This window comes from Segatella copri (genome assembly GCF_026015295.1).
GTDB lineage: Bacteria > Bacteroidota > Bacteroidia > Bacteroidales > Bacteroidaceae > Prevotella > Prevotella copri_C.
The window spans coordinates 1,654,389-1,678,936 of the sequence record NZ_JAPDUW010000001.1; the positions used below are offsets into that span (position 1 = coordinate 1,654,389).

The 24,548-nt window shown below is 48.0% G+C and carries 22 protein-coding genes; 8 read left to right on the forward strand and 14 right to left on the reverse strand.

From position 1 onward, the window contains the following. Nucleotides 1–173 precede the first annotated feature (173 nt). From ONT18_RS07170 to holA, 10 genes are all read right to left on the reverse strand, one after another. Entirely contained in the window at nucleotides 174–1,637 is a 1,464-nt protein-coding gene (locus ONT18_RS07170) for an NAD(P)-dependent oxidoreductase (RefSeq protein ID WP_264904694.1), read from the reverse strand. A 291-nt stretch (nucleotides 1,638–1,928) separates the two neighbouring features. Beyond that, on the reverse strand, nucleotides 1,929–2,726 hold the full coding sequence (locus tag ONT18_RS07175) for a prephenate dehydrogenase/arogenate dehydrogenase family protein (RefSeq protein ID WP_022120890.1): 798 nt from the start codon (nucleotides 2,724–2,726) through the stop codon (nucleotides 1,929–1,931). A gap of 12 nt (nucleotides 2,727–2,738) precedes the next feature. Continuing rightward, nucleotides 2,739–3,806: a bifunctional 3-deoxy-7-phosphoheptulonate synthase/chorismate mutase type II gene (locus ONT18_RS07180; RefSeq protein WP_118065221.1), complete on the reverse strand. Its 1,068-nt coding sequence runs from the start codon at nucleotides 3,804–3,806 to the stop codon at nucleotides 2,739–2,741. 28 nt (nucleotides 3,807–3,834) lie between these two features. Beyond that, complete coding sequence (locus ONT18_RS07185; RefSeq protein WP_022120892.1) at nucleotides 3,835–5,004, reverse strand: pyridoxal phosphate-dependent aminotransferase; 1,170 nt, start codon at nucleotides 5,002–5,004, stop codon at nucleotides 3,835–3,837. Between the two features lie 99 nt (nucleotides 5,005–5,103). Further along, entirely contained in the window at nucleotides 5,104–5,937 is an 834-nt protein-coding gene (locus ONT18_RS07190; protein WP_006847366.1) for a prephenate dehydratase, read from the reverse strand. A gap of 494 nt (nucleotides 5,938–6,431) precedes the next feature. Then, nucleotides 6,432–6,713 (reverse strand): hypothetical protein, encoded by a 282-nt coding sequence (locus ONT18_RS07195; protein ID WP_264904698.1) that lies wholly within the window; start codon nucleotides 6,711–6,713, stop codon nucleotides 6,432–6,434. Nucleotides 6,714–6,726: 13 nt separating this feature from the next. Next, on the reverse strand, nucleotides 6,727–7,635 hold the full coding sequence (locus ONT18_RS07200) for a dihydroorotate dehydrogenase (RefSeq protein WP_117692223.1): 909 nt from the start codon (nucleotides 7,633–7,635) through the stop codon (nucleotides 6,727–6,729). A 124-nt stretch (nucleotides 7,636–7,759) separates the two neighbouring features. Then, nucleotides 7,760–8,536: a dihydroorotate dehydrogenase electron transfer subunit gene (locus ONT18_RS07205; protein ID WP_117692222.1), complete on the reverse strand. Its 777-nt coding sequence runs from the start codon at nucleotides 8,534–8,536 to the stop codon at nucleotides 7,760–7,762. Nucleotides 8,537–8,731: 195 nt separating this feature from the next. Then, nucleotides 8,732–9,277 carry a helix-turn-helix domain-containing protein gene (locus ONT18_RS07210; protein WP_153081214.1) on the reverse strand — a complete coding sequence of 182 codons (546 nt, stop codon included), beginning with the start codon at nucleotides 9,275–9,277 and terminating at the stop codon, nucleotides 8,732–8,734. A 1,021-nt stretch (nucleotides 9,278–10,298) separates the two neighbouring features. Next, nucleotides 10,299–11,327, reverse strand: coding sequence for a DNA polymerase III subunit delta (holA, locus tag ONT18_RS07215; protein WP_264904701.1), 1,029 nt, complete (start codon nucleotides 11,325–11,327; stop codon nucleotides 10,299–10,301). A gap of 255 nt (nucleotides 11,328–11,582) precedes the next feature. On the opposite strand from holA, the gene ONT18_RS07220 reads away from it, so the two are divergent. Next, entirely contained in the window at nucleotides 11,583–12,041 is a 459-nt protein-coding gene (locus ONT18_RS07220; RefSeq protein WP_022120899.1) for a type I restriction enzyme HsdR N-terminal domain-containing protein, read from the forward strand. Nucleotides 12,042–12,128: 87 nt separating this feature from the next. Here ONT18_RS07220 and ONT18_RS07225 read toward each other — a convergent pair whose 3' ends face one another. Further along, nucleotides 12,129–12,254: a hypothetical protein gene (locus ONT18_RS07225; protein ID WP_262884369.1), complete on the reverse strand. Its 126-nt coding sequence runs from the start codon at nucleotides 12,252–12,254 to the stop codon at nucleotides 12,129–12,131. 142 nt (nucleotides 12,255–12,396) lie between these two features. Between ONT18_RS07225 and ONT18_RS07230 the strand changes: the two genes are divergently transcribed. The 3 genes from ONT18_RS07230 to ONT18_RS07240 all read left to right on the forward strand — a co-directional run bounded on the left by ONT18_RS07230 (nucleotide 12,397) and on the right by ONT18_RS07240 (nucleotide 15,076). Continuing rightward, nucleotides 12,397–13,650 (forward strand): nucleotide sugar dehydrogenase, encoded by a 1,254-nt coding sequence (locus tag ONT18_RS07230; protein ID WP_301331980.1) that lies wholly within the window; start codon nucleotides 12,397–12,399, stop codon nucleotides 13,648–13,650. Between the two features lie 103 nt (nucleotides 13,651–13,753). Next, nucleotides 13,754–14,221 carry a MaoC family dehydratase gene (locus ONT18_RS07235; RefSeq protein WP_006847353.1) on the forward strand — a complete coding sequence of 156 codons (468 nt, stop codon included), beginning with the start codon at nucleotides 13,754–13,756 and terminating at the stop codon, nucleotides 14,219–14,221. Nucleotides 14,222–14,224: 3 nt separating this feature from the next. Beyond that, complete coding sequence (locus tag ONT18_RS07240; RefSeq protein WP_264904705.1) at nucleotides 14,225–15,076, forward strand: TerB family tellurite resistance protein; 852 nt, start codon at nucleotides 14,225–14,227, stop codon at nucleotides 15,074–15,076. Nucleotides 15,077–15,256: 180 nt separating this feature from the next. Here ONT18_RS07240 and ONT18_RS07245 read toward each other — a convergent pair whose 3' ends face one another. Both ONT18_RS07245 and ONT18_RS07250 read right to left on the reverse strand, forming a co-directional pair. Next, nucleotides 15,257–16,084, reverse strand: coding sequence for a zinc ribbon domain-containing protein (locus tag ONT18_RS07245; protein WP_117692214.1), 828 nt, complete (start codon nucleotides 16,082–16,084; stop codon nucleotides 15,257–15,259). A gap of 66 nt (nucleotides 16,085–16,150) precedes the next feature. After that, entirely contained in the window at nucleotides 16,151–16,942 is a 792-nt protein-coding gene (locus ONT18_RS07250; RefSeq protein WP_200758269.1) for a Nif3-like dinuclear metal center hexameric protein, read from the reverse strand. A 275-nt stretch (nucleotides 16,943–17,217) separates the two neighbouring features. On the opposite strand from ONT18_RS07250, the gene ONT18_RS07255 reads away from it, so the two are divergent. The 3 genes from ONT18_RS07255 to ONT18_RS07265 all read left to right on the forward strand — a co-directional run bounded on the left by ONT18_RS07255 (nucleotide 17,218) and on the right by ONT18_RS07265 (nucleotide 20,242). Then, nucleotides 17,218–18,363, forward strand: a complete 1,146-nt coding sequence (locus tag ONT18_RS07255; RefSeq protein WP_254971490.1) for an agmatine deiminase family protein — start codon at nucleotides 17,218–17,220, stop codon at nucleotides 18,361–18,363. 15 nt (nucleotides 18,364–18,378) lie between these two features. Then, nucleotides 18,379–19,254: a carbon-nitrogen hydrolase gene (locus ONT18_RS07260; protein WP_264904710.1), complete on the forward strand. Its 876-nt coding sequence runs from the start codon at nucleotides 18,379–18,381 to the stop codon at nucleotides 19,252–19,254. Between the two features lie 79 nt (nucleotides 19,255–19,333). After that, nucleotides 19,334–20,242 carry an AEC family transporter gene (locus ONT18_RS07265; protein WP_006847346.1) on the forward strand — a complete coding sequence of 303 codons (909 nt, stop codon included), beginning with the start codon at nucleotides 19,334–19,336 and terminating at the stop codon, nucleotides 20,240–20,242. Between the two features lie 138 nt (nucleotides 20,243–20,380). Here the strand turns inward: ONT18_RS07265 and ONT18_RS07270 are convergent, their stop codons facing one another. Further along, nucleotides 20,381–22,834: a C10 family peptidase gene (locus ONT18_RS07270; RefSeq protein WP_264904713.1), complete on the reverse strand. Its 2,454-nt coding sequence runs from the start codon at nucleotides 22,832–22,834 to the stop codon at nucleotides 20,381–20,383. A gap of 476 nt (nucleotides 22,835–23,310) precedes the next feature. Here ONT18_RS07270 and ONT18_RS07275 point away from each other — a divergent pair, with 476 nt between their 5' ends. After that, complete coding sequence (locus tag ONT18_RS07275; protein ID WP_089545026.1) at nucleotides 23,311–24,546, forward strand: site-specific integrase; 1,236 nt, start codon at nucleotides 23,311–23,313, stop codon at nucleotides 24,544–24,546. The last annotated feature ends 2 nt before the right edge of the window (nucleotides 24,547–24,548 follow it).

Sequence of the window (24,548 nt, forward strand, 5' to 3'; positions counted from 1 at the left end):
GTCAAAACACATAGTTTCCCAGATATTACCACTAGGCTCAGCAGCTCTGCCGAGCCTAGTCAGCAGGTCTGCCGACTGCAGTCAGCACATCTGCCGAGCCTAGTGACAAATCCCAGTAAAAGCAGTTCCGTTACTGCAGAAATAATTCACTTAATTCTATTGAGTTCATTTCATTATTCTACTATTCCACGTTGCTCGATTCTCTTAGCCTCTTCAAGAAGCTTGATGGCATCTACATATTGGGCGATGCCCTGAGCCACCTCCTTGGCAGCCTTCATCGCCAAAACTACAGTCTGCGGACGGTGTACCACATCACCTCCGGCGAACACACCGCGACGGGTGGTCATACCGAACGGACGTTCAACAACTTTAACATATCCCTTCTCATCCACCTCGATTCCGGCAGTGGTAGAAACGATACGGTTGGCCGGTCTTGAACCGATGGCGAGATAGATTCTGTCGAATTTTTCTACCCTTTCGCCTTCAGGAGTGTTCAGCACACAGCTTCCCAGACGGCCGTTTTTGCCCTTCAGGAAGGCCTCAACGGTAGTTTTCCACTCAAATTTCACGCCTTCCTTCACCGCATCTTCATATTCGCTCTTGATGGCAGGCATCTCTTCCTGGGTCTTACGGTACAGCACGGTAACGTCGGCACCCAGTCGGATAGCAGTACGGGCAGCATCCATGGCCACGTTTCCGCCGCCAATGACACCCACCTTCTCGCCGTCGCGCAGCGGAACCATGTCGCGGGTCAAAGCACCTTCGTTATAGGCATTCACGTTATGCAGAAAGTATGTACTCTGGCTCACACCGTGGAGCTTGGAACCCGGTGTAGAGTCCATGTTCTGAGGCACGTTTGTACCTGTGCCCATAAAGATGGCGTCGTAGCCTGCACGGAACAGACTGTCGATGGTTACATTGTTCTCGCCCACCATGCAGTTGGTGATAAACTGCACGCCGAGGGCAGCAATCTTAGCCACCTCATCGCGCACTACCGACTTAGGCAAGCGATACTCAGGAATACCATACATCAACACGCCTCCCGGCTCAGCCTGGCCCTCGAAAATGGTGACGTTGAAGCCCTGACGCGCCAGATCGCCGGCTACGGTCAAGCCCGCTGGACCCGAACCGATGACTGCCACGCGGCCACGTGTTTTCTGTGGCAACATCTCGCGCGAAAGGTTCATCTTGGTATCAAAATCGGCAATAAACTGCTCCAGTTTGCCGATCTGTACCGGTTTGCCTTTCTTTCCGAGCACGCAGTTGCCCTGACACTGTTTCTCATGAGGGCATACACGGCCGCAGATAGCCGGCAGGTTGCTCTTGGCATTGATGATGCTCATCGCCGCACCCATGTTACCCATAGAGAGTTCGTGTACGAAATCAGGAATGTCGTTACCAATCGGGCATCCCTTCTTGCACTGCGGAATCTTGCAGTGTAGGCAGCGTTTTGCCTCTTCAATGGCTTCGTGGGTTGAAAAGCCCTCGTTCACGACCTGGAAGGCTGCAGCATCCGCCTGCTGTTCAGCTGCATCATTCTGTTTTGCAGCATCGGCAGTTTCCGTCTGCTTCACTATTGTTTCTGTTGTATTCTGCCCAGCGGTCTGTGCCTCTGCAGCATTCTTCATATTTTTCATTTCTTTCTGTTCACTCATAATAGAACTGCTCTCCTGTTTTATTGATTCTACAATCTATCCTTTGATTTGTGGGTGCAAAGGTACAAATAATATTTCATAAATTGCCCATCCTCCTTACATATTTTCATTTTTCCCGCTTTTTTCCTTATTATCTACAAAAATAAAGCCCTACATTCACATGCAAGGCCTTAAAATAAATACTTTTATGAAGGTTCTACATTCACATGCAAAACTTGCAAATATACGGAGGAGAGGGCAATTGTTAAGGTTGCCCTCTCAGAAAAAACAATTTTATTTTTCTTTAATCTCAATATCTTCCTTCACATGATTACGTATCTTGGTGAGGAAGAGTTTCATACGCTTCGCATCCTTGTGGTCAATGATGTCGATGAGCTCAGCAAGCTCCTCTCTGATCTGTGCCACCTGACCCGATGTGTATGGGTTGAAGAGGATTTCCTGCAGCAGGTAATCATCTTCGTTGAGCACGCCCTTAGCTATCTGCATGTGGCGCTTGAAGGTGGTGCCCGGAGCATCCTGGTGTTTCATCACTGCCGCAAAAGCAAAGGTGCTCACGAAAGGAATACTCAGCGAGTAGGCCACCGTCTGGTCGTGCTCATCAAATGTATACTCATGCAGACTCAACCCCAACTTCTGGTAGAGGTCCTTGAAGAATATCTTGCCCATGTAGTCACCCTCCTTGATGATGACTGCATTCTCCTCTGAAAGCTGGTTCAGATTGGCAAAAGTCGGGCCGAACATAGGGTGCGTGCTCACGAAGCGGAAACCGCTCTTCTCGTAAAACTCCTGCAGCCCGGTCTTTACCGAAGCTATGTCGCTGATAATGCAGTCGTGAGAGAGATGTGGCAACACCTCTTCGAAGGCTGGCAGCGTATATTTTACCGTCACCGCATTGATAACCAGTTCGGGGCGGAACATCTCTATTTCTTCCATCTTGGTGAAGCGGTAACAGTTGTAGGTGAAGCGCAGTCGCTTGGCATCCTTCTCGTAAACCGCCACCTCGTGGTCGAAACTGAGCAGGTCGATGAAGAAACTTCCCATCTTACCTGCTCCCATAATCAATATTCTCATCGCCAGTATCCTTTACTTCTGGTTCAGAATTTCCAATTGCTGGCGGACACTCTCCTCATGGATGTGCTCGAAAATCTGAGCGGCAAACTCAGGGCTCATGCCGCAGAGGGCTGCCTGGGCTCCACGCTTGTCGAGAATCTCGTTGTAACGGCTGGTCTGAACGATGGTCATGTTGTGCTCCTTCTTGTAGGTACCAATCTCGCGGCAAACGCGCATACGCTTAGCCAGGAGATCCATCAGCTGGTTGTCGCACTCGTCAATCTGACCGCGCAGCTGGTGCAGACCCTCTGTAGAATAATGCTCATCGCGCACTACGAGGAGGCTGAGGATGTAATCCAGCACCTCTGGGGTAACCTGCTGCTTGGCATCGCTCCATGCATCGTCTGGGCTGCAGTGGCTCTCAACGATGAGGCCGTCGAAACCTAAGTCCATTGCCTGCTGGCAGAGAGGAGCGATGAGGTCGCGTCGGCCGCCGATGTGGCTAGGGTCGCAGATGATTGGCAACTGTGGTATGCGGCGGTGCAACTCGATAGGAATCTGCCACATAGGAAGGTTGCGGTAAATCTTCTTGTCGAAGCTGGAGAATCCGCGGTGGATGGCACCGAGTTTCTTGATGCCTGCCTGGTTGATGCGCTGCAGGGCACCGATCCAGAGCTCGAGGTCTGGGTTTACCGGGTTTTTAACGAGCACAGGCACGTCTACGCCCTGAAGACTGTCGGCAAGTGCCTGCATGGCGAATGGGTTGGCAGATGTACGTGCGCCTACCCACAGAATGTCGATTCCATATTTCAGTGCGAGCTCTACATGCTCTGGGGTAGCCACCTCAGTAGCTGTCAGCATGCCTGTTTCTTCCTTTACCTGCTTCATCCAAGGCAAGGCCTTCTCGCCGTTACCCTCGAAGCCTCCCGGTTTGGTGCGTGGCTTCCACACACCTGCGCGGAACATGTGGCAACCTTTGGCAGCCAACTGCTTAGCGGTAGTCATAACCTGCTCTTCTGTCTCTGCCGAGCAAGGGCCGGCAATGACGCAAGGGCGTTCCTGATCACTAGGAAAATTCAATGGTTCTAATTCTAATTCCATAGTCGTATATTTTTATTTTTTTACTTTTTTACTTTTCAAAAACCTTCTTGATTCTTTCCAGGGCCTCTTTCATCTTCTCATCCTTGGCACAGAGGCTGATACGGATGTAACGCTTGCCGTTGGTTCCGAAGATGAAGCCAGGGGTGATAAAGACGCGAGCCTCATGCAGAATCTTCTCTGTCAGGTCTTCTACATCAGCATATTTCTCAGGTATCTTGCCCCAGAGGAACATGCCTACCTGGTTAGGGTCAAACTGGCAGTCGAGCACCTTCATGATCTCCTCAGCAATGTCACGGCGGCGGCGGTAGTTCTGGATGTTGTTCTCGCGGTGCCATTCATCCGTGTTGTTCAACATCGCTTCGGCAGCTGCCAGCTGTATGCCTCGGAAGCTTCCGTTGTCGATGTTGCTCTTCACCTTCAGAATCCATGAGATGAAAGTCTTGTTGCTCGAAATCATCGCCACACGCCAGCCTGGCATGTTGTGGCTCTTGCTCAGGGAATTGAACTCGATGCAGCAGTCCTTAGCTCCCGGCACCTGCATGATGCTCATAGGGTGCTCGTTGAGGATGAGCGAATATGGGTTGTCGTTCACCACCACGATGTTGTGCTTCTGGGCGAATGCCACCAGCTTTTCGTAAGTTTCGCGCTTTGCCACACCGCCTGTCGGCATGTTAGGATAGTTGGTCCACATCAGTTTTACGTGGCTCAGGTCCATCTTCTCCAGGGCGTCGAAATCGGGCTGCCATCCGTTATCCTCTCTCAGATCGTAGTAGGTAATCTTGGTACCCAGAATCTTGTTGATGGCGGTATAGGTAGGGTATCCCGGATTCGGGATAAGCACCTCATCGCCAGGGTTGCAGAAGGCGAGCGTTACGTGCAGAATGCCTTCCTTGCTACCTATGAGGGGCTGGATTTCTGTAGCCCAGTCGAGGTCTACATCATACCAGCGCTTGTAGAAACCAGCCATTGCTTTGCGCAACTCTGGTATGCCCACCGTAGGCTGATATCCGTGTGCGTTTGGATTGTTGGCTACCTCGCAGAGCTTGTCAATGGTCTGCTTAGAAGGCGGCATGTCTGGACTTCCGATGGCCAGACTGATGATGTCTTTGCCCTCGGCATTAAGCTTAGCCACTTCCTTCAGCTTGCGGCTGAAGTAGTATTCCTGTATTTCCGTTACTCTATTGGCTGGTTGTATCATAATTTTCAATGAATAATTTATAATTAATAATGTATAAATGGGCTTTCACCCTCCGAACTGGCGAATTCTTCACTCGTCGTTCTTCACTCTTCACTTAATTTACTCCTTCTCCTCATATTCGCCCAACACCTTTATTTTCTTCACGAGCGGCGTAATGGCGTCGATGCTCTGGCGGTATCGGGTCAGGTTGTCGAAGGTGAGGTCTACGTAGAAGAGGTATTCCCACTCATGTCCGATGTTTGGCAGCGACTGGATCTTGGTGAGATTGATGTCGTAGAAACTCAGGATGGTGAGCACCTTGGAGAGCGATCCCTTATCGTGAGCCAGACTGAAGACGATGCTCGCCTTGTTGGCCTTTTCGATGGGACGGAGCAGGGCTGCCTTCTGCGGATTGCAGACCACGAGGAATCGGGTGTAGTTGTGCGGATTGTCGTGGATGTCTTCCTGCAGCACCTTCATGCCGTACATGTGGGCGGCGTAAGAAGAGCAGATGGCCGCCCATCCCCTTACCTTGTGCTGGGCAATGTAAGCTGCCGAGCCTGCGGTATCTTCTGCCTCCACCGCCTTGAGGTCGGGATGGTTGGCTAGGAACTTGCCGCACTGCATGAGGGCTACCGGATGGGAGTGAACCTCCTGCAGGGTGCTCCAGTCGTCTTCTGGCAGACAGCAGATGCTGTGCTCTATATGGAGCTTGTGTTCGCCTACCACGGTGGTTCCGCTCTGCCGGAGCAGTTCGTAATTGTGGAGCAGGCTGCCCGCAATGGTGTTTTCAATGGCGCAGATGCCTACTACAGTAGGGTCGCGCTTGATGTTTTCGAACACCTCTTCGAAGGTAGCACAACAGATGATTTCAATCTGTTCGCCCTCGAAATACTGGTGGGCGGTAATGTCGTGGAAAGATCCCAGCTCTCCTTGAATTGCTATTCTCTTCATGTTTCTTTTATCTTGTCTAATGTTACGAAAAACGGTCCTACTCAATAAGAGCGGGACCGTTTCGATGATTTCAAGAATCTAATATCCTAAGTTGAAATTTACACGCAACTTCCCGCTTTACAATTATTTGCAAAGTAAAAGTAATAGCTAAAAAAGAATGCGTTAAACTTCTTCATTGTCTTTACATTTTATATGTTACTCACTTTTGTTCTTTCCGAGCCCGTTTCTCCTTTATTATATAAGGAGCAGGCAGTGCTCAGATTTCCGAGTTTCGACTTGCTAAAATCTCAACTCGACTGCAAAAGTAACATTTTTCTTTGATATTGCCAAACAATTTGATATATTTTTCTTCATTTTCCTTATATTTTATGCTAAAAAACATATTTTCGCCCGATTTTTATCATCAGAATACGGAAAAATGCAGAAAAATGTACTCAAAAGCTAGGCGCTAGGGAGAGACGCAACACCGGAATCCGTGAGGCAAGCCCCTTCCTTTATCTGCAATGTTCTCTGCCTTCAGCCTTGAATTCTCCTGTCAGCTCCCCTACTTTCTCCGGGTTCAGCTCCAGGTAGCGCTTCATGTCCTTTCCGGCACCATCCTTGTCGCCCATCTGCATCAGCAGATTGCCGCGCTTCAGGAGGTTCTCGCTCAGAGAGGCTTTTACAGACGAGTGTTCCGCAGAATCCTTCTGTTCTGCCAATTCTTTCTCCTGCTCTACAATCTGCTGCGTCAGCGTAGCAAGCAACTGAACAGGGTTTATCTGATTCAAATCCATAACCTTATTATTATTACTTGATGGCCCCGATAATCTCAGTCACACTCTTGCATCCGTGAGCATCAAGCCACTCGTTGATTCCATCCTTCACCTTCTTCGTAACCGCAGGATCAATGAAGTTGGCCGTACCAATCTCAATGGCCGTAGCACCGCACATCAGGAACTCAATGGCATCCTTGGCAGAAGAAATGCCGCCCAGACCAACAACCGGAATGTTTACGGCATGAGCCACATCCCAAACCATGCGCAGGGCAACAGGCTTAACGCAAGGACCACTCAAACCACCCGTGCGGATGCTCAAGAGAGGCTGGCGCTTCTCAATGTCCACCGCCATACCCATCAGCGTGTTGATGAGCGAAACAGAATCGGCACCCTCAGCCTCCACGGCACGGGCGATGTCGGCAATGCTGGTAACATTAGGCGAAAGCTTCACGATGAGGGTCTTCTTATAAACCTTTCTCACCGCCTTCACCACGCTGGCTGCACCCTCGCAGGTTACACCGAAGGCCATGCCGCCATCCTTCACGTTAGGACAGGAGATGTTCAGCTCTATAGCCGGAATCTTATCCAGCTCGTTAATGCGCGCCGCACACTCAGCATAACTCTCAGGCGAATGTCCGCTCACGTTGACAATCATATTGGTATCAATGTCCTTGATCTGAGGATAAATGTGAGAGCAGAAATACTCCACACCCTTGTTCTGCAAACCTACGCAGTTGAGCATGCCCTGAGGCGTTTCAGCCATACGCGGATAGTCGTTTCCCTCGCGCGGTTCCAGGGTAGTGCCCTTCACGATAATACCGCCAATCTCCTCCAGAGGAACGAAATCGGCAAATTCCAATCCGTAGCCGAAAGTACCCGATGCAGTCATCACAGGGTTCTTCAACTCCAAATCCTTTATCTTTACACTTAAATCAGCCATAATCTTCTGTTTTTACTTAAAAATGTTTTACAAACAAAGGCAAGAGAATTCTTCGTTCTTCACTCTTCGTTCTTCATTTCCAAACGAATTCTTCACTCTTCGTTCTTCACTTTCCACTCTTCACTTAAATTTCCCAAGTAAGTTTCTTGATGTTGATGACAGGTCCATCCTTGCAGACGCACTGGTTACCCTCGGTAGTTTTCTCTACGCAGCAGAGGCAGGCGCCCACGCCGCACGCCATCTTGTTCTCGAGAGAAACCTCACACTCCACGCCAGCCTTCTTGGCAAAGCGAGCCACGCTCACCATCATCGGCTTAGGTCCGCAGGTAGAAATCATATCAAACTTCTCGTTCTCCAGAACAGAGTGGTTGGTAACGAAACCTACCTCGCCAGCCGAACCATCCTCGGTAGTGATGCATACCTTTCCGATCTTGGCAAACTCATCCAGTTCGAGCAGATCCGTAGCCTTGCGTGCACCCAGAAGGAAGGTAACATCAGCTCCGAAATCCTTGATGAGTTTTCCGAAATAGAGGAGCGGAGCCACACCTACGCCACCACCTACGAGCAGATATTTCTGGCTCTTCTCGGTAGGCATGGTGAAGCCGTTGCCGAGAGGCAGCATACAGTTGAGCACATCGCCCTCCTTGAGCTGTCCGAGCTGACGGGTACCGTCGCCCACCATTGCTACAAGCAGCCAGAGCTGATTATTTTCACGATCCACGAAATTGATGGAGATAGGACGGCGAAGCATGGTAGTAGGCGAATGGTCTACTCTTACTTCTACGAATTGGCCAGGCAAGATTTCAGGCAAAGGTTTCTCATCGGTAAGCTTAATCAAAACATGCTTATCGCTAAGCGCCTCTACAGAAACCACCTTGAGGTCGAGAACATATTTTTTCATCTTATTGCTAATTTTTAATATGCTTATTATATAATGTACGTATATTATAATAGGTACGCGTAGCTTCCGGTTACGCCCACCTACGTTTCTACGATGCAAAGGTACATCAAAAATCCGAATTTACGAAAAGAAAAGAGATATTTTTTCTTTATCGCCGCTCCTATGTGTTTGTTTTAGGGTTCTCCAATCCCTACTTTATTTCTTAGGAACGAAAGTTTCCCAGGTCTGATCATCGTAGAAAATACGGATTTCGGTAATCTTTCTTTGCGGTTTGTCTACATATTTTACCGCCGCTTGGGCGATATTTTTAGGTGTACGATTTACACCCTGCATTTGAGGCTGGTCAAAGAGCGAAGGAGAAGTAGGGGAGGCTGTGGCTCCTTCGGCTCCAAAATCGAGCATAGGCTCGGCAGAGGCGGCTCCAGAAGGCTGACTGCCCTGCTTCATCCCCTCAGCACCACCGGCTGCTCCATCCGTAATGCCCTGATACATGTCTGCAGCACCCTCTTCGCTGCCACCCTGGGAAGCCTGGTTCTGATACATAGGAGGAGTACCGTAGAGTACCCAATAAACGTTTACCTGAGGAAAACTCTTATGGATGCCATCCACAATGCTAAGCGATGGATTGGTCTTCCCGTTGAAAATATTGCTCAGCGTAGCGGTCGAGATTCCGATCATCTGAGCGAAGTTTTGCTGAGTGAGGTGCTGGTCCTCCATCAGCTGTCTGATTCTATCTTTCATGCTCTAAAAATTTTAGCGTTCATTTTTCTACTGATACGATGTTTTATTTCCGAACAAGCCACTTTTAGGCCCTTTTTCGGTTGATTTTACAAAGATAAAGCAAAAATTTAGAATAACCAAACATTTCTGAATAAATTTAGATTTTTAAACTTTAGGTTTCTGTTTATAAATTTGAATTCTACTCACTCCAGTGTTCGGTTTTTAGGTTTAGTTTTATAAATATAAACCTATCAATCAAAATATATGACGAACCTTTTCTTTATAGATTTAGGCTAAATCACTGGTTATTCATACCATAAACTGCCTAAATAAAGGCATATAGAGCGGTTTATGCAATGTTTACCCAACACCTATGTAAAAATCTATGGTTTATAAAACAACTAAAATACATAACTAACTGAGTTTCCACTACTTACAAATTCAAAATATAGTATGAATATTTATTCATTCATAACCATAAATACCCTATTTTACCTTTATTTTTATAAATATAAAACATAAATTCGTGTATTTAGTTTTCTTGCATTTATGTTTATAAATTAAAATCACCCGTTTTGATTTATGAATTTAAAAATATAAACTTAGGAAATATAAACCTTAACAAATGCAAACGACCGATTTCAGACAACAGGAAATGGCTAATTTTTCCATTTCTAGCGTATTCCAGCCCATCGGCAAGGAAACGGGCAAATTCGCGAGTAATGAATAGGGTTAATTTATGTAAGTTACTGATAACCAATAAAGTTAAGTCTATTTTCAGGCGAAACAGGAAAATGGGCATCTAGCTCGAAAAATCGCTTAAATCCCCCATTTTTGCCCAAAAATCGCCCAAAATGAGCCCAGGAAAGCGCCCTAAAAAGAGCCGAAAATCACCTATTTTGGGCAAATTTATAATGCTAAACGCTAGTTGGCTACTTTCTGGAAACAGGCGGCAAAGAAGGCCGAAAACGGAAACGAGCTCCTGCCGAGAGAAAACTCTCAGCAGGAGCTCGCCTACTCTCCCCCACCTCGCTCTTCAGCATCAGTGAAGGATAAAAAAGATGAGTTCTTTCATCAGTTCACCCACCGGAGTGGATGGATTATCCAGTCCCTTTATCTTCGCATCCACCTCCTTAAACTTCTCAATAATCGCCATCACTTTCACGCCCGTATAGTTCCTCATTCCTGTAATATATTCGCGCGCCGCCCAAGCTCCGCGCAAATCCAGGAATTTTGCGAGCTCATTTTCGTTCTGCCTGTTGGGTGCATAATAAGCAATCATCAGGTTTTGGAAATAAGTAAAGAGCATCGGGAGAAGCATGAAGAGAGAACCACTCTTCGGATTGCTGTCAAAATAATTTATTATCTGATTTGCCTTGAACACATCGCGGCTGATGATGGCACTTCTCAGCTCGAAGGCATTGAAGTCTTTGCTCACCCCTATTTCTCGCTCCACAATCTCCGGAGTAACACGCCGGTCGTTCTCAGGAAGAGAAATGAGCAGTTTGTCGAGCTCGGAAGTGAGTCGGTGCAAATCTGCTCCCACATGATCAGCCACCATCTGGGTAGCTTTGGGTTCAATGGTTGCCTTGCGGGTCTTGAGATAAGTCTCGATGAAGCCCGGCAGATTTCGGTCGTAGAGTTTCTTGCTTTCAAAAACCACACCCGCCTTGGCAGCGAGGGCAGAAAACTTTTTACGACTGTCGAGCTTGCCGTTTTTATGACAGAAAACAAGGATGGTTGTTTTTACCGGATTTTCGAGGTACTTCTCGAGCGCTTCCAAATTCCGCAAATTCTGAGCCTCTTTCACAACCACCACTCTATACTCCGCCATCATCGGGTAGCCCTTGCACAAATCTGCCACTTGCGCCCCCGTAACATCAGCTCCGAAAACCACCGTCTGATTGAAGTCACGCTCCTCGGGCTGGAGCACATTTTCTGAAATGTAGTCGCAGATCTTATCTATATAAAAAGGTTCCTCGCCCATCAGAACATAGACGGGAGAATACTTCCGAGCCTTCAAATCTTTCATGATTGACTCGTAACTTATTGCACTTTTCTTTTCTACCATTGGATTATTTTTTGTAACTTTGCACCCAGCAAACTCCGGGGGTGCGGACAAGCATTTGCTCCGCCTCCAGGTTCGCAGTTTTCTGAGGTGCAGTTTTCAGCTGCACTTCGACTGCAAAGTTACAAAAAATAAATTGAACTGCCTATATAAAAGAGGTAGTTTTTGAAAATGAGGTATGGTTAAAAGAAGAAAAGAAACCATATCGAAAACAGAAAAGAAAGAAATATAACCATATATATAATAAGGTACAGAAAAATGATTCGCTTAAATTTGCCATCTTTCGACATCAAGGTTTCGGGCTCAAAACAGCATCCCCAGATACTGGATGTGCTGCGCCGGAAGTTCATCACGCTCACTCCCGAAGAGTGGGTGCGCCAGCATTTCGTTCATTTTCTCATCGAGCACAAGGGGTATCCTGCCTCTCTGCTCGCCAACGAAATCCAGCTGAAATGTGGCGACAAGGTGCTGCGCGCCGACAGTGTGCTCTACTCCCGTGAGCTGCAGCCCCGCATGATCATCGAGTACAAAGCCCCTCACATCCCCATCACACAGAAAGTGTTCGACCAGATTTCGGTCTACAATCTCCTGCTCCATGTCGACTTCCTGGTGGTGAGCAACGGGCTGGAGCATTACATCTGCAAGATGGATTATGAAAGTAAAAAATATGTATTTTTAGAGACTATTCCCGATTATTCCGATTTATTGACATTATGAGAGCGTCGGGGATAGTCCGGAAGTTTTTAAACAGAGCTTTCCCCAGCCTTCAAAATTTGCGAATTTCCGCCCAACCGGCCATCCGTTTTAGAATTCGCGAATTTTGAAGGCCTTTTTCTGCCTTCTTTTCCTCTCCCTTTTTCTGCCTCCTTTTCCTCTCCCTTTTTGAGCACTCCTTTCTCTTCCTTTTTGGGTCGCTTCTTTCTCTCCCATCCTCTTTTCCGCGTTATTTTTTAATAAAAAACCCATTTTCATTTTGTAGTCTCCTCCTTTTGCATTATCTTTGCAGATAATATATATATATTAAGGTATAAAAACTGCCCGCAGGCAGCCTATCTTAAAAGAACAGAAAGAAATGGAGAATAAAAAGATAAAAATCGCCGTAGCCGGAACAGGATATGTAGGCCTGAGCATCGCTACCCTGCTCAGCCAGCATCATGAGGTGGTGGCAGTAGACGTGATCCCCGAAAAGGTGGAGCTCATCAACTCGCGCCGCTCGCCTATCCAGGACGAATACATAGAGAAATATCTGGCTGAAAAGGAACTCAACCTCAAAGCCACAACCGATGGAGAAGAAGCCTATAAGGATGCCGACTTCGTAGTGATTGCCACACCAACCAACTATGATCCGGTGAAAAACTACTTCGATACCTCGCACGTAGAAGAAGTCATCCGCCTGGTAATGCAGGTGAATCCCGATGCCATCATGGTCATCAAGAGCACCATTCCGGTAGGCTACACCGAAAGCATCCGCCAGAAGACAGGCAGCAAGAACATCATCTTCGCTCCTGAATTCCTGCGCGAGAGCAAGGCTCTCTACGACAACCTCTACCCGAGCCGCATCATCGTGGGCAGACCGAATGATGACGAGCGACTGGACCAGGCAGCCCACACCTTTGCAGAACTGCTGAAAGAGGGAGCCATCAAGCAAGACATAGAAACCCTGTTCATGGGACTTACCGAGGCAGAAGCCGTGAAACTCTTCGCCAACACCTACCTCGCCCTGCGCGTGAGCTACTTCAACGAGTTGGATACCTACGCCGAAATGAAGGGCCTCGACACCAAGGCGATTATCGACGGAGTGGGTCTGGACCCTCGCATCGGAACCTTCTACAACAATCCTTCCTTCGGATACGGCGGCTACTGTCTGCCGAAAGATACCAAGCAGCTGCTCGCCAACTACGCCGATGTGCCTGAGAACCTGATTCAGGCGATTGTGGAGAGCAACCGCACCCGCAAGGATTTCATCGCCGACCGCGTGCTGAACATGGCTGGCTACTACGATTATGCCAACCAGAACAACTTCAGCGAGGAGGAAGAGAAGCCTTGCACCATCGGCGTATACCGCCTCACGATGAAGAGCAACAGCGACAACTTCCGCCAGAGCAGCATACAGGGTGTGATGAAACGCATCAAGGCAAAGGGCGCGCAGGTTATCATCTACGAACCTACGCTAAAAGACGGAACCACCTTCTTCGGAAGCCGCATCGTAAACAACCTGGATGCCTTCAAGCAGCAGAGCCAGGCCATCATCGCCAACCGGTATGACAAGTGTCTGGATGATGTGGAAGAAAAGGTTTACACCCGCGATATTTTCAGAAGAGACTGATCTGAACTGAAAGTTAATAGTTAAAAGTTAACAGTTGAAAGCTGAAAGCTGAAGACGGAAAATAGGAAAACAATAATATTTATAATAAAGAGAAAAATAAGAAATGGCAAAATTAGTAATCAATTCCTACGAGGAATTTGCATCTCACCTCGGTGAGAAGTTAGGAGAATCAGACTGGTTGCAGATTGACCAGGACCGTATCAACAAGTTCGCAGACGCTACACTCGACCCACAGTGGATCCACGTAGACGTAGAGCGCGCCAAGGTAGAGAGCCCTTACCACAGCACCATTGCTCACGGTTACCTCACCCTCTCAGTACTCCCATACCTCTGGCAGCAGATTATCGAGGTAAACAACCTCAAGATGCTCGTAAACTACGGCATGGACAAGATGAAGTTCGGTCAGCCAGTCATCACCGGTTCACGCGTGCGCCTGGTAGCCACTCTCCACGACATCCAGAACATCCGTGGCATCTGCAAGACCAGCATCAAGTTTGACATCGAAATAGAAGGTCAGCGCAAGCCAGCCCTCTCAGGCATCGCTTCTTTCCTCTACTATTTCAACAACTAAAAGATGGCAGCAGGTAAATGGATTGGTGGTGTGCTCGGTTTCATCACAGCCGGTCCGCTGGGAGCTCTGGCAGGCTATGCCCTCGGTTCCCTCTTTGAGCACGGACTGGATGCGGTAAACCGCGACGGCGACCACCATTACAACAACGCCTACGATGCCTACAGCGACCAGCAGCACAGCGGCCGCCAGGGCTTCGGAAACCAGGGCTACAGCCGCCAGCAGAGCTATGAGGGAGAGCGAAACTCCTTCATGTTCTCGCTGCTGGTGCTCAGCTCCTACATCATCAATGCAGATGGCAAGATCATGCATTCCGAGATGGAGATGGTGCGCCGCTTCCTGCGTCAGAATTTCGGCGAGGCAGCCAAGCAGCAGGGCGAGGAAATCCTCCTCAAACTCTTCGAACAGCAGAAGCAGATGGGCATGCAGCAGTACCGTTCGGTGATACAGGACAGCTGTCATCAGATACGTGCCAACATGATGTATGAACAGCGCCTGCAGTTGCTCAATTTCCTCGTCATGATAGCCCAGGCCGATGGAGTTGTGAATTCTCAGGAGATTCAGGCACTCAAGGAGATGGCCATCCACATGGGTCTTTCTGCCGAGGATGTAGACCAGATGCTGAACCTGGAGAGCGGGGCTTCTTCAGCAGGCAGCCTGGATGATGCCTACCGTGTTCTGGGTATCAGTCCGGATGCATCAAACGATGAGGTGAAGGCCGCTTACCGCAAGATGGCGCTCAAGCATCATCCTGACAAGGTAGCAGCCCTAGGCGAAGATGTGCGCCGTGCAGCCGAGAAGAAATTTCAGGAAATCAACGACGCCAAAGACCGCATTTACAAGGCTAGAGGACTCTAGGTTCCAGATTAGGATTAAAAGTTCCAGATTAGGATTAAAGGAGTTAAGACTGATTGTCCTAGCTGCCTGAAAACGAAAAAAAATAAAGGCTCGCCAAGCAATTTTGACGAGCCTTTATTGTATCTTATCGTATCTTTATCAGAAGATTATCATCCGAAAAGAGCGGAGAGAGGAGGAAGATTAATCCTCACCCTCAGTCTTTCTTCTGCGGATAGCGCGCTTGCGCTTTGGCTTCTCCTCAGTCTTAGGAGACTCAATCTTAACACCAGCCAATTCTGGGTCGATGAGGATACGGCCACAATACTCACAAGGGATAATCTTCTTGTGCATCTTGATATCGAGCTGGCGCTGAGGTGGAATCTTGTTGAAGCAACCGCCACATGCGTCACGCTGCACGTAAACGATACCCAAACCGTTGCGGGCACCATTACGGATGCGCTTGAAGCTCTGGAGCAAACGTGGCTCAATCTTCTTCTCGAGTTCGAATGCCTTCTCCTTCAAATTCTCCTCTTCCTCACGGGTTTCAGCCATGATAGACTCAAGCTCAGAACGCTTCATTACCAGACCCTTCTCGCGGTCTGCCTTCTGGTCCTCAGCCTTGTGAAGGTCGTACAGGCGCTCGTTGATTGTCTGCTGCGCCTCGCGGATTTTCTTGCTGCAAAGTTCGATTTCCAGCTCCTGGAACTCGATTTCCTTGCTCAAAGTATCATACTCGCGGTTATTGCTAACCATTTCGAGCTGCTTCTTATAACGCTCCACGCTAGCCTGAGCCTCCTCAATCTCATGCTGCTTCTGATCGATGGCGCGGTCAAACTGCTCAATATCGGTCTGGATTTTCTCGATACGGGTGGTAAGACCAGCAATATCGTCTTCCAAATCCTGAACTTCGAGAGGCAACTCACCTCTCAACGCACGCTTTTCATCAATTGCAGACAAGGTGGTCTGAAGCTGATAGAGAGCCTTCAACTTCTCTTCCACTGTCAAATCTGTAGGATCTTTCTTTGCCATAACTTTATTTTTTTTAATGTTGAATGTTAAATGTTGAATGTTGAATGAGGCTTGCGCCCTTCCAACCTATAAATACAATATCGGATTCGTATTTATCTCCGAGATGCAGCATTTGGCATCAGGGAAATTCTCCTGAATGATGCTGCGGAAGATTTCGCCCGTAAACTGCTCACTCTGATAGTGGCCGATGACGCAGATCTGAATCTCCTGCTCGTGGCCGAAATACTCGTGATAGCTCATCTCGCCCGTGATGAAGGCATCGGCACCAGCCTTGATGGCTGCGTCGAGCAAGAAAGCACCTGCTCCACCGCAGAGAGCCACCTTCCTGATAGGACGTCGAAGCAACTGGTTGCACTGCACGCACTCCACGCCAAACCGCTCCTTGAGCATCAGCACCAAGTCGTCGGCTGCCAGGTCCTCAGCCACCTCTCCGATGACGCCCTCGCCGCCCTTCACGCCGTCCACTTCCTTCTCGCCTGCAAAGAACTGCACGTTTCGCAGTCCCAGTTTCTCGGCAATCTTGAAGTTCACGCCGCCCGCAGCCGCATCCATGTTGGTATGCATCGCCACGATGGTAATATCATTCTTAATCGCCTTGCGCACGGTACGCTGCACGTAGTTCTCGTCCGAGATTCTCGCCAGTTTGCGGAATATCAGCGGATGATGGCTCACGATGAGGTTACAGCCCTTCTGGATGGCCTCTTCAACCACGGCTTCAGTAACGTCAAGACACAACAATGCCCCTGACATTTCTACCGCCTCTGTCAATCCAACTTGCAGGCCGGCATTATCATATCCTTCCTGCAAGGGCAGAGGCGCGTAATGTTCAAGGGCATCAACTACCTGTTTTATTTTCACGCTCCTATTCAATATTTTATTTTTAGACTGCAAAGTTACTCATTTTTCCCCGATTTTATCTCCATACAGCCCTCCGTTTAAACTTTTTTAATATAAAGTTTCGCTTTTGCGCAAAATATTTCACAAAAACAGCCGATAGTTGTAGATTTTTTATTAATTTTGCAAGCATACTTCATAAAAGCAGAACGGAGCCCGTCCCCAAGGAAAGGTTCCCGATGAAGAACAGAGTATAATAAATTGGTATAGAACATCGTATCATAAAAATAGTATAGCTTATGCATCAATCTACATTACCCTGCGATTTCGCACTCCCTGCCGAATGGGAGCCACAGAGCGCCATCATGCTCACCTGGCCACATGCCGGCACCGACTGGAAGCCGTATCTGCCTGAAATTACAGATACTTATCTCGAACTGGCAGATATCATCACGCGCTACGAGCAGCTGCTTGTGGCTACACCCGATGTGCCTGCCACCCGATACCAGCTCAAGAAAAAGCTCTCTGCCGAACAGATGAGCCGCGTGCTGCTCTACGAGGTAGAAAGCAATGATACCTGGGTGCGCGACCACGGACCCCTCACGATGGTGCTGCGCAAAAAGCAGAACACCTGGATGGTGCCTTACCGCATACTCGACTTCAAGTTCAACGGCTGGGGCGAAAAGTTCAGATGGGAGAAGGATAATGCCATCACCCTGCAACTATACTATCAGGCAGCCTTCAATGCCGATATAGAGAACCACCAGGGCTTCGTGCTCGAAGGAGGCAGCATCGAGAGTGACGGAAAGGGTACACTCTTCACCACCTCACAGTGCCTGCTGGCGCCTCACCGCAACCAGCCGCTCGACCACGACAGCATCGACCATCTGCTGCAGACTTTCTTCCAGCTCAAGAGAGTCGTCTGGCTGGATCACGGCAATCTGATTGGCGATGATACCGACGGCCACATCGACACCATCGTGAGAGTGGCACCGCACGACACCTTATTATATGTAGGCTGCGATAATCCGGAAGATGAGCAGTATGAGGACTTCCAGGCACTGGAGAAGCAGCTCAAGGGCCTCTTCACCTGGGAGGGATACCCTTACCGCTTGCTCAAACTGCCGATGCCCGACCCTATCTATGATGAGGGCGACTGCCTCACCACCAACCCGGAGAGCGAGGGCGACCGCCTGCCTGCCACCTACGCCAACTTCCTGATACTGAACAAGGCGGTGATTTATCCCACCTACAATCAGCCGGAAAAGGACGAGGAGGCACGCAAGCAGATTCAGCTCGCCTTCCCCGACCGCGAAATCATCGGCGTAGATTCGCAGACCATCATCCGCCAGCATGGCAGCATCCACTGCATCACCATGCAGTTGCCCGAGGGAGCCCTCAGAGACTCAAAATTCAACACTCAACATTCAACATTTAACATTTAACATTAAAAGCAAAAAATGAAAGTCGGTTTATTACAACTTCATAATACGGCAGATATCGCCAACAACAAGCAGCGCCTGGCAGAAGGCATCATCGACCTCGCCCATCGCGGCGCAGAGCTCATCGTGCTTCAGGAGCTTCATAACTCCCTCTATTTCTGTCAGGTAGAGGATGTTGACCTCTTCGACCTGGCAGAGCCTATTCCGGGCCCTTCGACCGATTTCTACGGCAAGCTTGCCAAGGATCTCGGCGTTGTCATCGTCACCTCCCTCTTCGAGCGCCGCGCTCCGGGGCTCTACCACAATACGGCGGTAGTGATGGAGAAGGATGGAAGCATAGCCGGAAAATACCGCAAGATGCACATCCCCGACGATCCTGCCTACTACGAGAAGTTCTATTTCACTCCGGGCGACCTCGGTTTCCACCCTATCCAGACCTCTGTAGGCAAGCTCGGCGTGCTGGTTTGCTGGGACCAGTGGTATCCCGAAGCAGCCCGTCTGATGGCGCTGCAGGGAGCCGAAATGCTCATCTATCCTACCGCCATCGGCTATGCCACCTATGATACCGAGGAGGAGCAGCAGCGCCAGCGCGAGGCGTGGACTACCGTGATGCGAGGCCATGCCGTAGCCAACGGATTGCCGGTCGTTGCCGTAAACCGCGTAGGTTTCGAGCCTGATCCTAGCGGTCAGACCGAGGGCATCCAGTTCTGGGGCAGCAGTTTCGTAGCCGGTCCTCAGGGCGAGCTCTACTACCGTGCCAGCGATCAGGAAGAAGAGAGCCTGGTGGTAGATATCGACCTGAAGCACAGCGAGAATGTGCGCCGCTGGTGGCCATTCCTCCGCGACCGCCGCATCGAGAACTACGGAGATATTACCAAGCGATTTATCGATTAACCCATTTTTGCCGGAAATTCCGAGAGAATATCGGGATTCCGGCATACATATATATATAAGGTATAGTTTTTCAGGATAAATGGAGAATTTGGAAGTGATGGTGATACTTTTCATCATCGTGATTTTAGGTTACGTCGCCTGCAAGTTGGGATATATGGGCGACAAGTTTGACAAGAAGCTATCCAGCATGGTGGTAGATATCACCTGTCCCCTGCTGGTGCTCTCGTCAGTAATGGGCGATGAGCTGCCCGACCGCACGCTCATCCTTCCCCTCCTGGGCGTAGGTTTTCTTACCTACATCCTTTTGCTGGTATTCGGTTTCTGGGTGCCGCGTCTCATCACGCGCAATCATGATGACCAGGGCATGATAGGTTTTGCGCTGATGTTTGCCAATGTAGGTTTCATCGGCTACCCTATTGTTTCGAGCATATTCGGTCCGAAGGCCATTTTTTATGCCGCGCTGCTCAACATGCCGAACACCTTTTTTATTTTTACGGCAGGTGTAATGCTCATCAAGGGCGAGTACAGCATCAAGCAGTTCAATCCTAAGGTGCTGTTTTCTCCGGCTCTTCTGGGTGCCTTTGTTGCCGCCCTCCTGGTAGCTTTCGGGGTTCATACGCCTGATATCATTGCGCGTCCGGTAACGATGGTGGGCAACATAACGGTTCCGGCAGCCCTGATGATTATCGGCTCCTCGATGGCTAAGTTGCCGGTGAAGGAGATTATCGGCAGTCCTAAGGTATACCTCTCCTCGTTCTTGCGTCTTGTGGTAGTACCTCTGAGTATTTATTTCCTGTTCAAGGTATGTGGTGTAAGCGATCAGGTCAACGACATCAATACGGTTGTCATTGCGATGCCCGTAGCCAGTTTCGGCACGATGTTCTGTCTGAAATACGGCCGCAATCCTTCGCTCATCACCGAGATGACATTCATCACCACGGTTGGCAGCATCATCACCATCCCGCTCATCACCCTCCTCTTTTCGTAATGCAGGAAGGGTGAAATGCCTGGCGTACTTGCGTATCTTACTGCAAAAAAATCCCCTGATGCTACAGAGAGCACCAGGGGATTCTTATCTTTTAATTGTAATAATCAACACTCAACATTCAACACTCAACATTCAACATTACTTAACGCTGATTTTCTTTCCATTCTGGATATAGATACCCCTAGATGGAACATTTTGTATGCGGCGGCCGTTCAGGTCATAAATGGCAGCATTGCCTGGCTTCTTATCCAATGTTACAGAATGGATGCCGGTAGGCTCCAGATCCTCTACCACATTATCAAAGTAGACTATCCAATCCTGGGTATTCGAATGAGCCTCATACTTCGCCTTGCTGCCCGGATAGAGATGCAGCGTGCGGGTTATATCACCCTTGGCGGCAAATACACACCAGTTTATCCAGTAAGGTGCCTCCTTATGACGCATATATACATTCTTCAATTCGAAGCAGGCATTGAATGTGTTGCGGCCGAATTCCTCTATCGTCTCAGGTAAATCAATTTCCTTCAGTTTGGTTAACATAAAGGCATTGGAACCTAACTCCTTGACACCTGCAGGCATCTTGAAATGCTCAAGATAAGCATTGTTTTCAAATGCAAAATTTGGAATCATATCAGCCTTGAAATAACCATAAGCCACAACCTTGGCATTACTCAAGTCGATGCCTGTAAAAGAATGGCAGTTCAATTCGTCAAAGTCGCGCTTGTCAATCTCGCCGTTTACTTTGATATTTGTATATACATAATAATCCAGATTCTTACTATCCAATTCAGCCTTCAGTTGTCCCGGTGCAGCTAAAGTTACCTCAACAGTCTTTTCCTCATAGGTGCGATATGTCTTAACGACCAGGTTATAAACAGGTTTTACACCTGGAGATATAGCATAAAACGTAGCACCATTAGAGAAAGATGCCGTAGGAACACTCTTACCATCCAATTCAATAAAACTCTTGGCAATACCTGCATCTATCTTCACATCGAAATAATAAGGACAGCCCTGCAATGGCTTACCATTGTATAATCTGCTAACCCAATTATAAGCTGAAGAAGCCTCTACAAACTGCGCCCCTTCGCCCAATTCCGTTTTCACTTCGAATGTGCGAGGCTGGAATCCTGTAGCAGGCAAATGAACTTCCTCCACATCAGGTCCTAAGATTTCTACATATTCGTCAGTTCCGTCTTCCTTAGAAACAATAGCCAGGTAGTCACCCTCCTGAGCATCCACCGGACAAGATCCCTCTAATGTGATTAAAGGCTTATAAAAACTAGGTTTAAAGTCCTTAATCGTTTTTGCCCCAAAGACTTTACGGGTTTTGCCCTTGGCATTCTTCAAAGCTATCGCTACTTCTCCCGTAAACGGATTGTCACCCTGGCTTTGAAGAGGTAAAAGATAGAGATTCAGTTTTTTATCAGCCTTCACATCAGTAACATTCATGTTCATCGTTTCCAGATAACCATCAATCTTGATGAATCCCAGATTAGAAATAACTTCCTCGCCGTCAGATGGCTGAAGTGAGAATACAGCCGATTGAGACAGATTATACTGATCGCCCAGAGGCTTTCCGCCAGTTTCAGGATTGAGGGCACCGATGCGATAGAATCCATCACAATATCCACCCCAACCCCAGTTTACGCTGAAGCTTTCATCCTTATAGCCATCAATCACAAAGGAGTGACCTCCTTCATTAGAATTAACAGCAGAATAAAGAATCGGACGGTCGGCATCAATCTCGGCACGCAATCTGTCGTTCCAGACTTCTGCACCCAAATCCGCTATTGCCAGAAGTCTGGCATACTTACTGTAACCGAAATACTTTTTCAGAGCAGTTACCAGGGCTTCCATCGTAGCACCGCTTCCACCCTTGGCATATTGCATCTCCACGGCAACACCCAAGTCTGACATCAGTCTGGCAACACCGTTAAATGCCTCATCATTACCACTAGTATACTTATCAGGCATGCTTGCCCAGTCATAATCATGCTCGAAATTTGCAGTAAGGTCCTGTCCATTCCAGGTATAAGTATGACTTCCGGTACCCTTGGCAGGATAGCCGTGGTGCTTCATTACGATGGCTCCAGCCGTTGCTACACAGCCTGTTACATAGTTGTTTGGCGTATACTTGTTGAATGGAGCATTCTGGTTCCATTTTGCGGTATTGAGCAGGTTTTCGCCTGTAAAAGCGGCTCTCGTGGCAGTCTGGTTCGCTACATAATTGTCGCCCAGCGCCGCAATCTGCCGTTCATAGCTCTTCAGCAGGTCCTTCAGTCCGTCAGGCAGATTCTCGGCATCAAATGATCCCGTTGAAGTATAGCCCAATACTGGCGTTACGGCATCATCACCAGCGATAATGACGAATCCGCCTGCGTCGTTGTTAAATACATAGTAAGCATCCGATGGCGATGCAGTAGTAGCCGTGCGGCTCTTCGCCTTCGCCTTCTGCGGCATCTGTTTTCCCCAGAAGCTGTAGGCCTGTTGCTGAGCCTGCCACTGTGTGATTCGCTTGGCTTGCAGAGGAGAGTATCCCAGCGCCAGCAACAATACCAATAGAAATTGAATGTGTAATAGTCGCTTCATAAGTTCTTATCTTTAAAGGGTTATTATATATATGTATAGTTCTTAGAAATTTCTTTGTTCTTTTGCAAAGATAATGCAAACGAGCGCAATGAAAGCTTGCTTTCAAATTGCCGAGTGCAGCTTATCTGTTGCAAAGATACAACAAAAAGTTGAAAATCAGTAATAATTAAAGCAAAATAGTTGAAAATGACTGAATTATGTCGGTGGATGGGGCTTTCCATAAAGACATCAGAAGACAGAAAAATGCCAGTCTAAGACAGACTTTCGTTACTATAACGTTACTGTTTTTTGATGATAATGAATGGGCGAAAATCACAGAATTAAGAGGCAAAAGTATCTAATAATTAGAAGATTGCCAAGAAAACTCGGAAGATTCTTTTATGCATGATTCTAATGCTTTGATTCGCTTGGATTTGCAAATGGGATAATGACTCTGTACATAGTATTTTTGCAAACAGTTAAAAAAGTAGAAAGTTATGAGCAGATCAACATTCAGAGTATTATTCTATCTGAAGCGTAATGCGCCAAAGAAGAACGGACTGATTCCAGTCATGTGCCGTATTACGGTAAACGGCAAGATTTCACAGTTCAGCTGTAAGTTGGACGTGGATGAGAAAATGTGGAGCGTGGAACTTGGTCGCATGAGTGGACGAAGCATCGTTGCGCAAGAGGCCAACCGAAAGCTGGACAAGATTCTTGTCGGCATCAATAAGGCTTATCAAGATGTATGTGATAAGGATAGCTATGTCACAGCAGAGAAAGTGCGTAATTCCTATCTTGGTATGGGGATGAACCACAAGACCCTTCTTGCAGTATTCCGTAAGCACAACGAAGACTATGCCAAGCTTGTTGGCAAGATGAAAAGCCAGCGTAGCTATTGGAAATACAGAGTGGTTTACAAGCATCTGGAGGAGTTTATCAAACAGCGTTATAAGATGGAAGACATTGCGCTTAAAGAACTCACCCCTGCATTCATCACCGATTTCGAAGTTTTTTTGCGAATAGAGAAAGGTCACTGCACCAATACTGTATGGTCGTATATGATGCCTTTCAGAAGCATCATATTTATGGCTATCAACAACGGTTGGCTTGCACGTGATCCATTCTATGCCTATCACATCAGTAAGGAGGAAACAAAGCGAGGTTTCCTGACAATGGAGGAAATAACAAAGTTGATCAACGGACAGTTTACCAAAAAGAAATACGAACTTGTCCGTGACCTATTCGTTTTCTGTTGCTTCACCGGACTGAGCTGGACAGACATGCGCAATCTGACCAAGAGCAATATTCAGACCTCTTTTGATGGACATGTGTGGATTAAGACATCGCGACAAAAGACAGGCGTGGAAAGTGATATTCGGTTACTTGAAGTAGCCAAGCATATCATTGATAAATATGAAGGATTGGCAAAAGATGACCGTTTATTGCCGGTTCCTGCTTATAGCGTATGCAAATATGATATAAAGCAAGTTGCCAAACAATGTGGTATAGAGAAGAATGTGTCCTGGCATGTCTCTCGTCATAGCTTTGCTACCTCGGTCTGTCTCTCCAATGGTGTGCCTATTGAGACACTCTCCAAGATGATGGGACACACAAGCATCAGAAGTACGCAAATCTATGCCAAGATAACCGCTCAGAAGTTGAGTGACGATATGGAAAAATTGTCACAGCGCATACAATCTGTCGAAAATATCATTTGTCAAACCATCTAATT

Bases quoted from the DNA above. Each gene is read 5' to 3' on its own strand.
- ONT18_RS07175 (WP_022120890.1), bottom strand. From the start codon at position 2,726: ATGAGAATATTGATTATGGGAGCAGGTAAGATGGGAAGTTTCTTCATC.
- ONT18_RS07180 (WP_118065221.1), bottom strand. From the start codon at position 3,806: ATGGAATTAGAATTAGAACCATTGAATTTTCCTAGTGATCAGGAACGC.
- ONT18_RS07220 (WP_022120899.1), top strand. From the start codon at position 11,583: ATGATTCGCTTAAATTTGCCATCTTTCGACATCAAGGTTTCGGGCTCA.
- ONT18_RS07230 (WP_301331980.1), top strand. From the start codon at position 12,397: ATGGAGAATAAAAAGATAAAAATCGCCGTAGCCGGAACAGGATATGTA.
- ONT18_RS07195 (WP_264904698.1), bottom strand. From the start codon at position 6,713: ATGGATTTGAATCAGATAAACCCTGTTCAGTTGCTTGCTACGCTGACG.
- ONT18_RS07240 (WP_264904705.1), top strand. From the start codon at position 14,225: ATGGCAGCAGGTAAATGGATTGGTGGTGTGCTCGGTTTCATCACAGCC.
- holA (WP_264904701.1), bottom strand. From the start codon at position 11,327: ATGGTAGAAAAGAAAAGTGCAATAAGTTACGAGTCAATCATGAAAGAT.
- ONT18_RS07205 (WP_117692222.1), bottom strand. From the start codon at position 8,536: ATGAAAAAATATGTTCTCGACCTCAAGGTGGTTTCTGTAGAGGCGCTT.
- ONT18_RS07245 (WP_117692214.1), bottom strand. From the start codon at position 16,084: ATGGCAAAGAAAGATCCTACAGATTTGACAGTGGAAGAGAAGTTGAAG.
- ONT18_RS07255 (WP_254971490.1), top strand. From the start codon at position 17,218: ATGCATCAATCTACATTACCCTGCGATTTCGCACTCCCTGCCGAATGG.
- ONT18_RS07275 (WP_089545026.1), top strand. From the start codon at position 23,311: ATGAGCAGATCAACATTCAGAGTATTATTCTATCTGAAGCGTAATGCG.
- ONT18_RS07270 (WP_264904713.1), bottom strand. From the start codon at position 22,834: ATGAAGCGACTATTACACATTCAATTTCTATTGGTATTGTTGCTGGCG.
- ONT18_RS07170 (WP_264904694.1), bottom strand. From the start codon at position 1,637: ATGAAAAATATGAAGAATGCTGCAGAGGCACAGACCGCTGGGCAGAAT.
- ONT18_RS07190 (WP_006847366.1), bottom strand. From the start codon at position 5,937: ATGAAGAGAATAGCAATTCAAGGAGAGCTGGGATCTTTCCACGACATT.
- ONT18_RS07260 (WP_264904710.1), top strand. From the start codon at position 18,379: ATGAAAGTCGGTTTATTACAACTTCATAATACGGCAGATATCGCCAAC.
- ONT18_RS07225 (WP_262884369.1), bottom strand. From the start codon at position 12,254: ATGGGAGAGAAAGAAGCGACCCAAAAAGGAAGAGAAAGGAGTGCTCAA.
- ONT18_RS07265 (WP_006847346.1), top strand. From the start codon at position 19,334: ATGGAGAATTTGGAAGTGATGGTGATACTTTTCATCATCGTGATTTTA.
- ONT18_RS07185 (WP_022120892.1), bottom strand. From the start codon at position 5,004: ATGATACAACCAGCCAATAGAGTAACGGAAATACAGGAATACTACTTC.
- ONT18_RS07200 (WP_117692223.1), bottom strand. From the start codon at position 7,635: ATGGCTGATTTAAGTGTAAAGATAAAGGATTTGGAGTTGAAGAACCCT.
- ONT18_RS07235 (WP_006847353.1), top strand. From the start codon at position 13,754: ATGGCAAAATTAGTAATCAATTCCTACGAGGAATTTGCATCTCACCTC.
- ONT18_RS07210 (WP_153081214.1), bottom strand. From the start codon at position 9,277: ATGAAAGATAGAATCAGACAGCTGATGGAGGACCAGCACCTCACTCAG.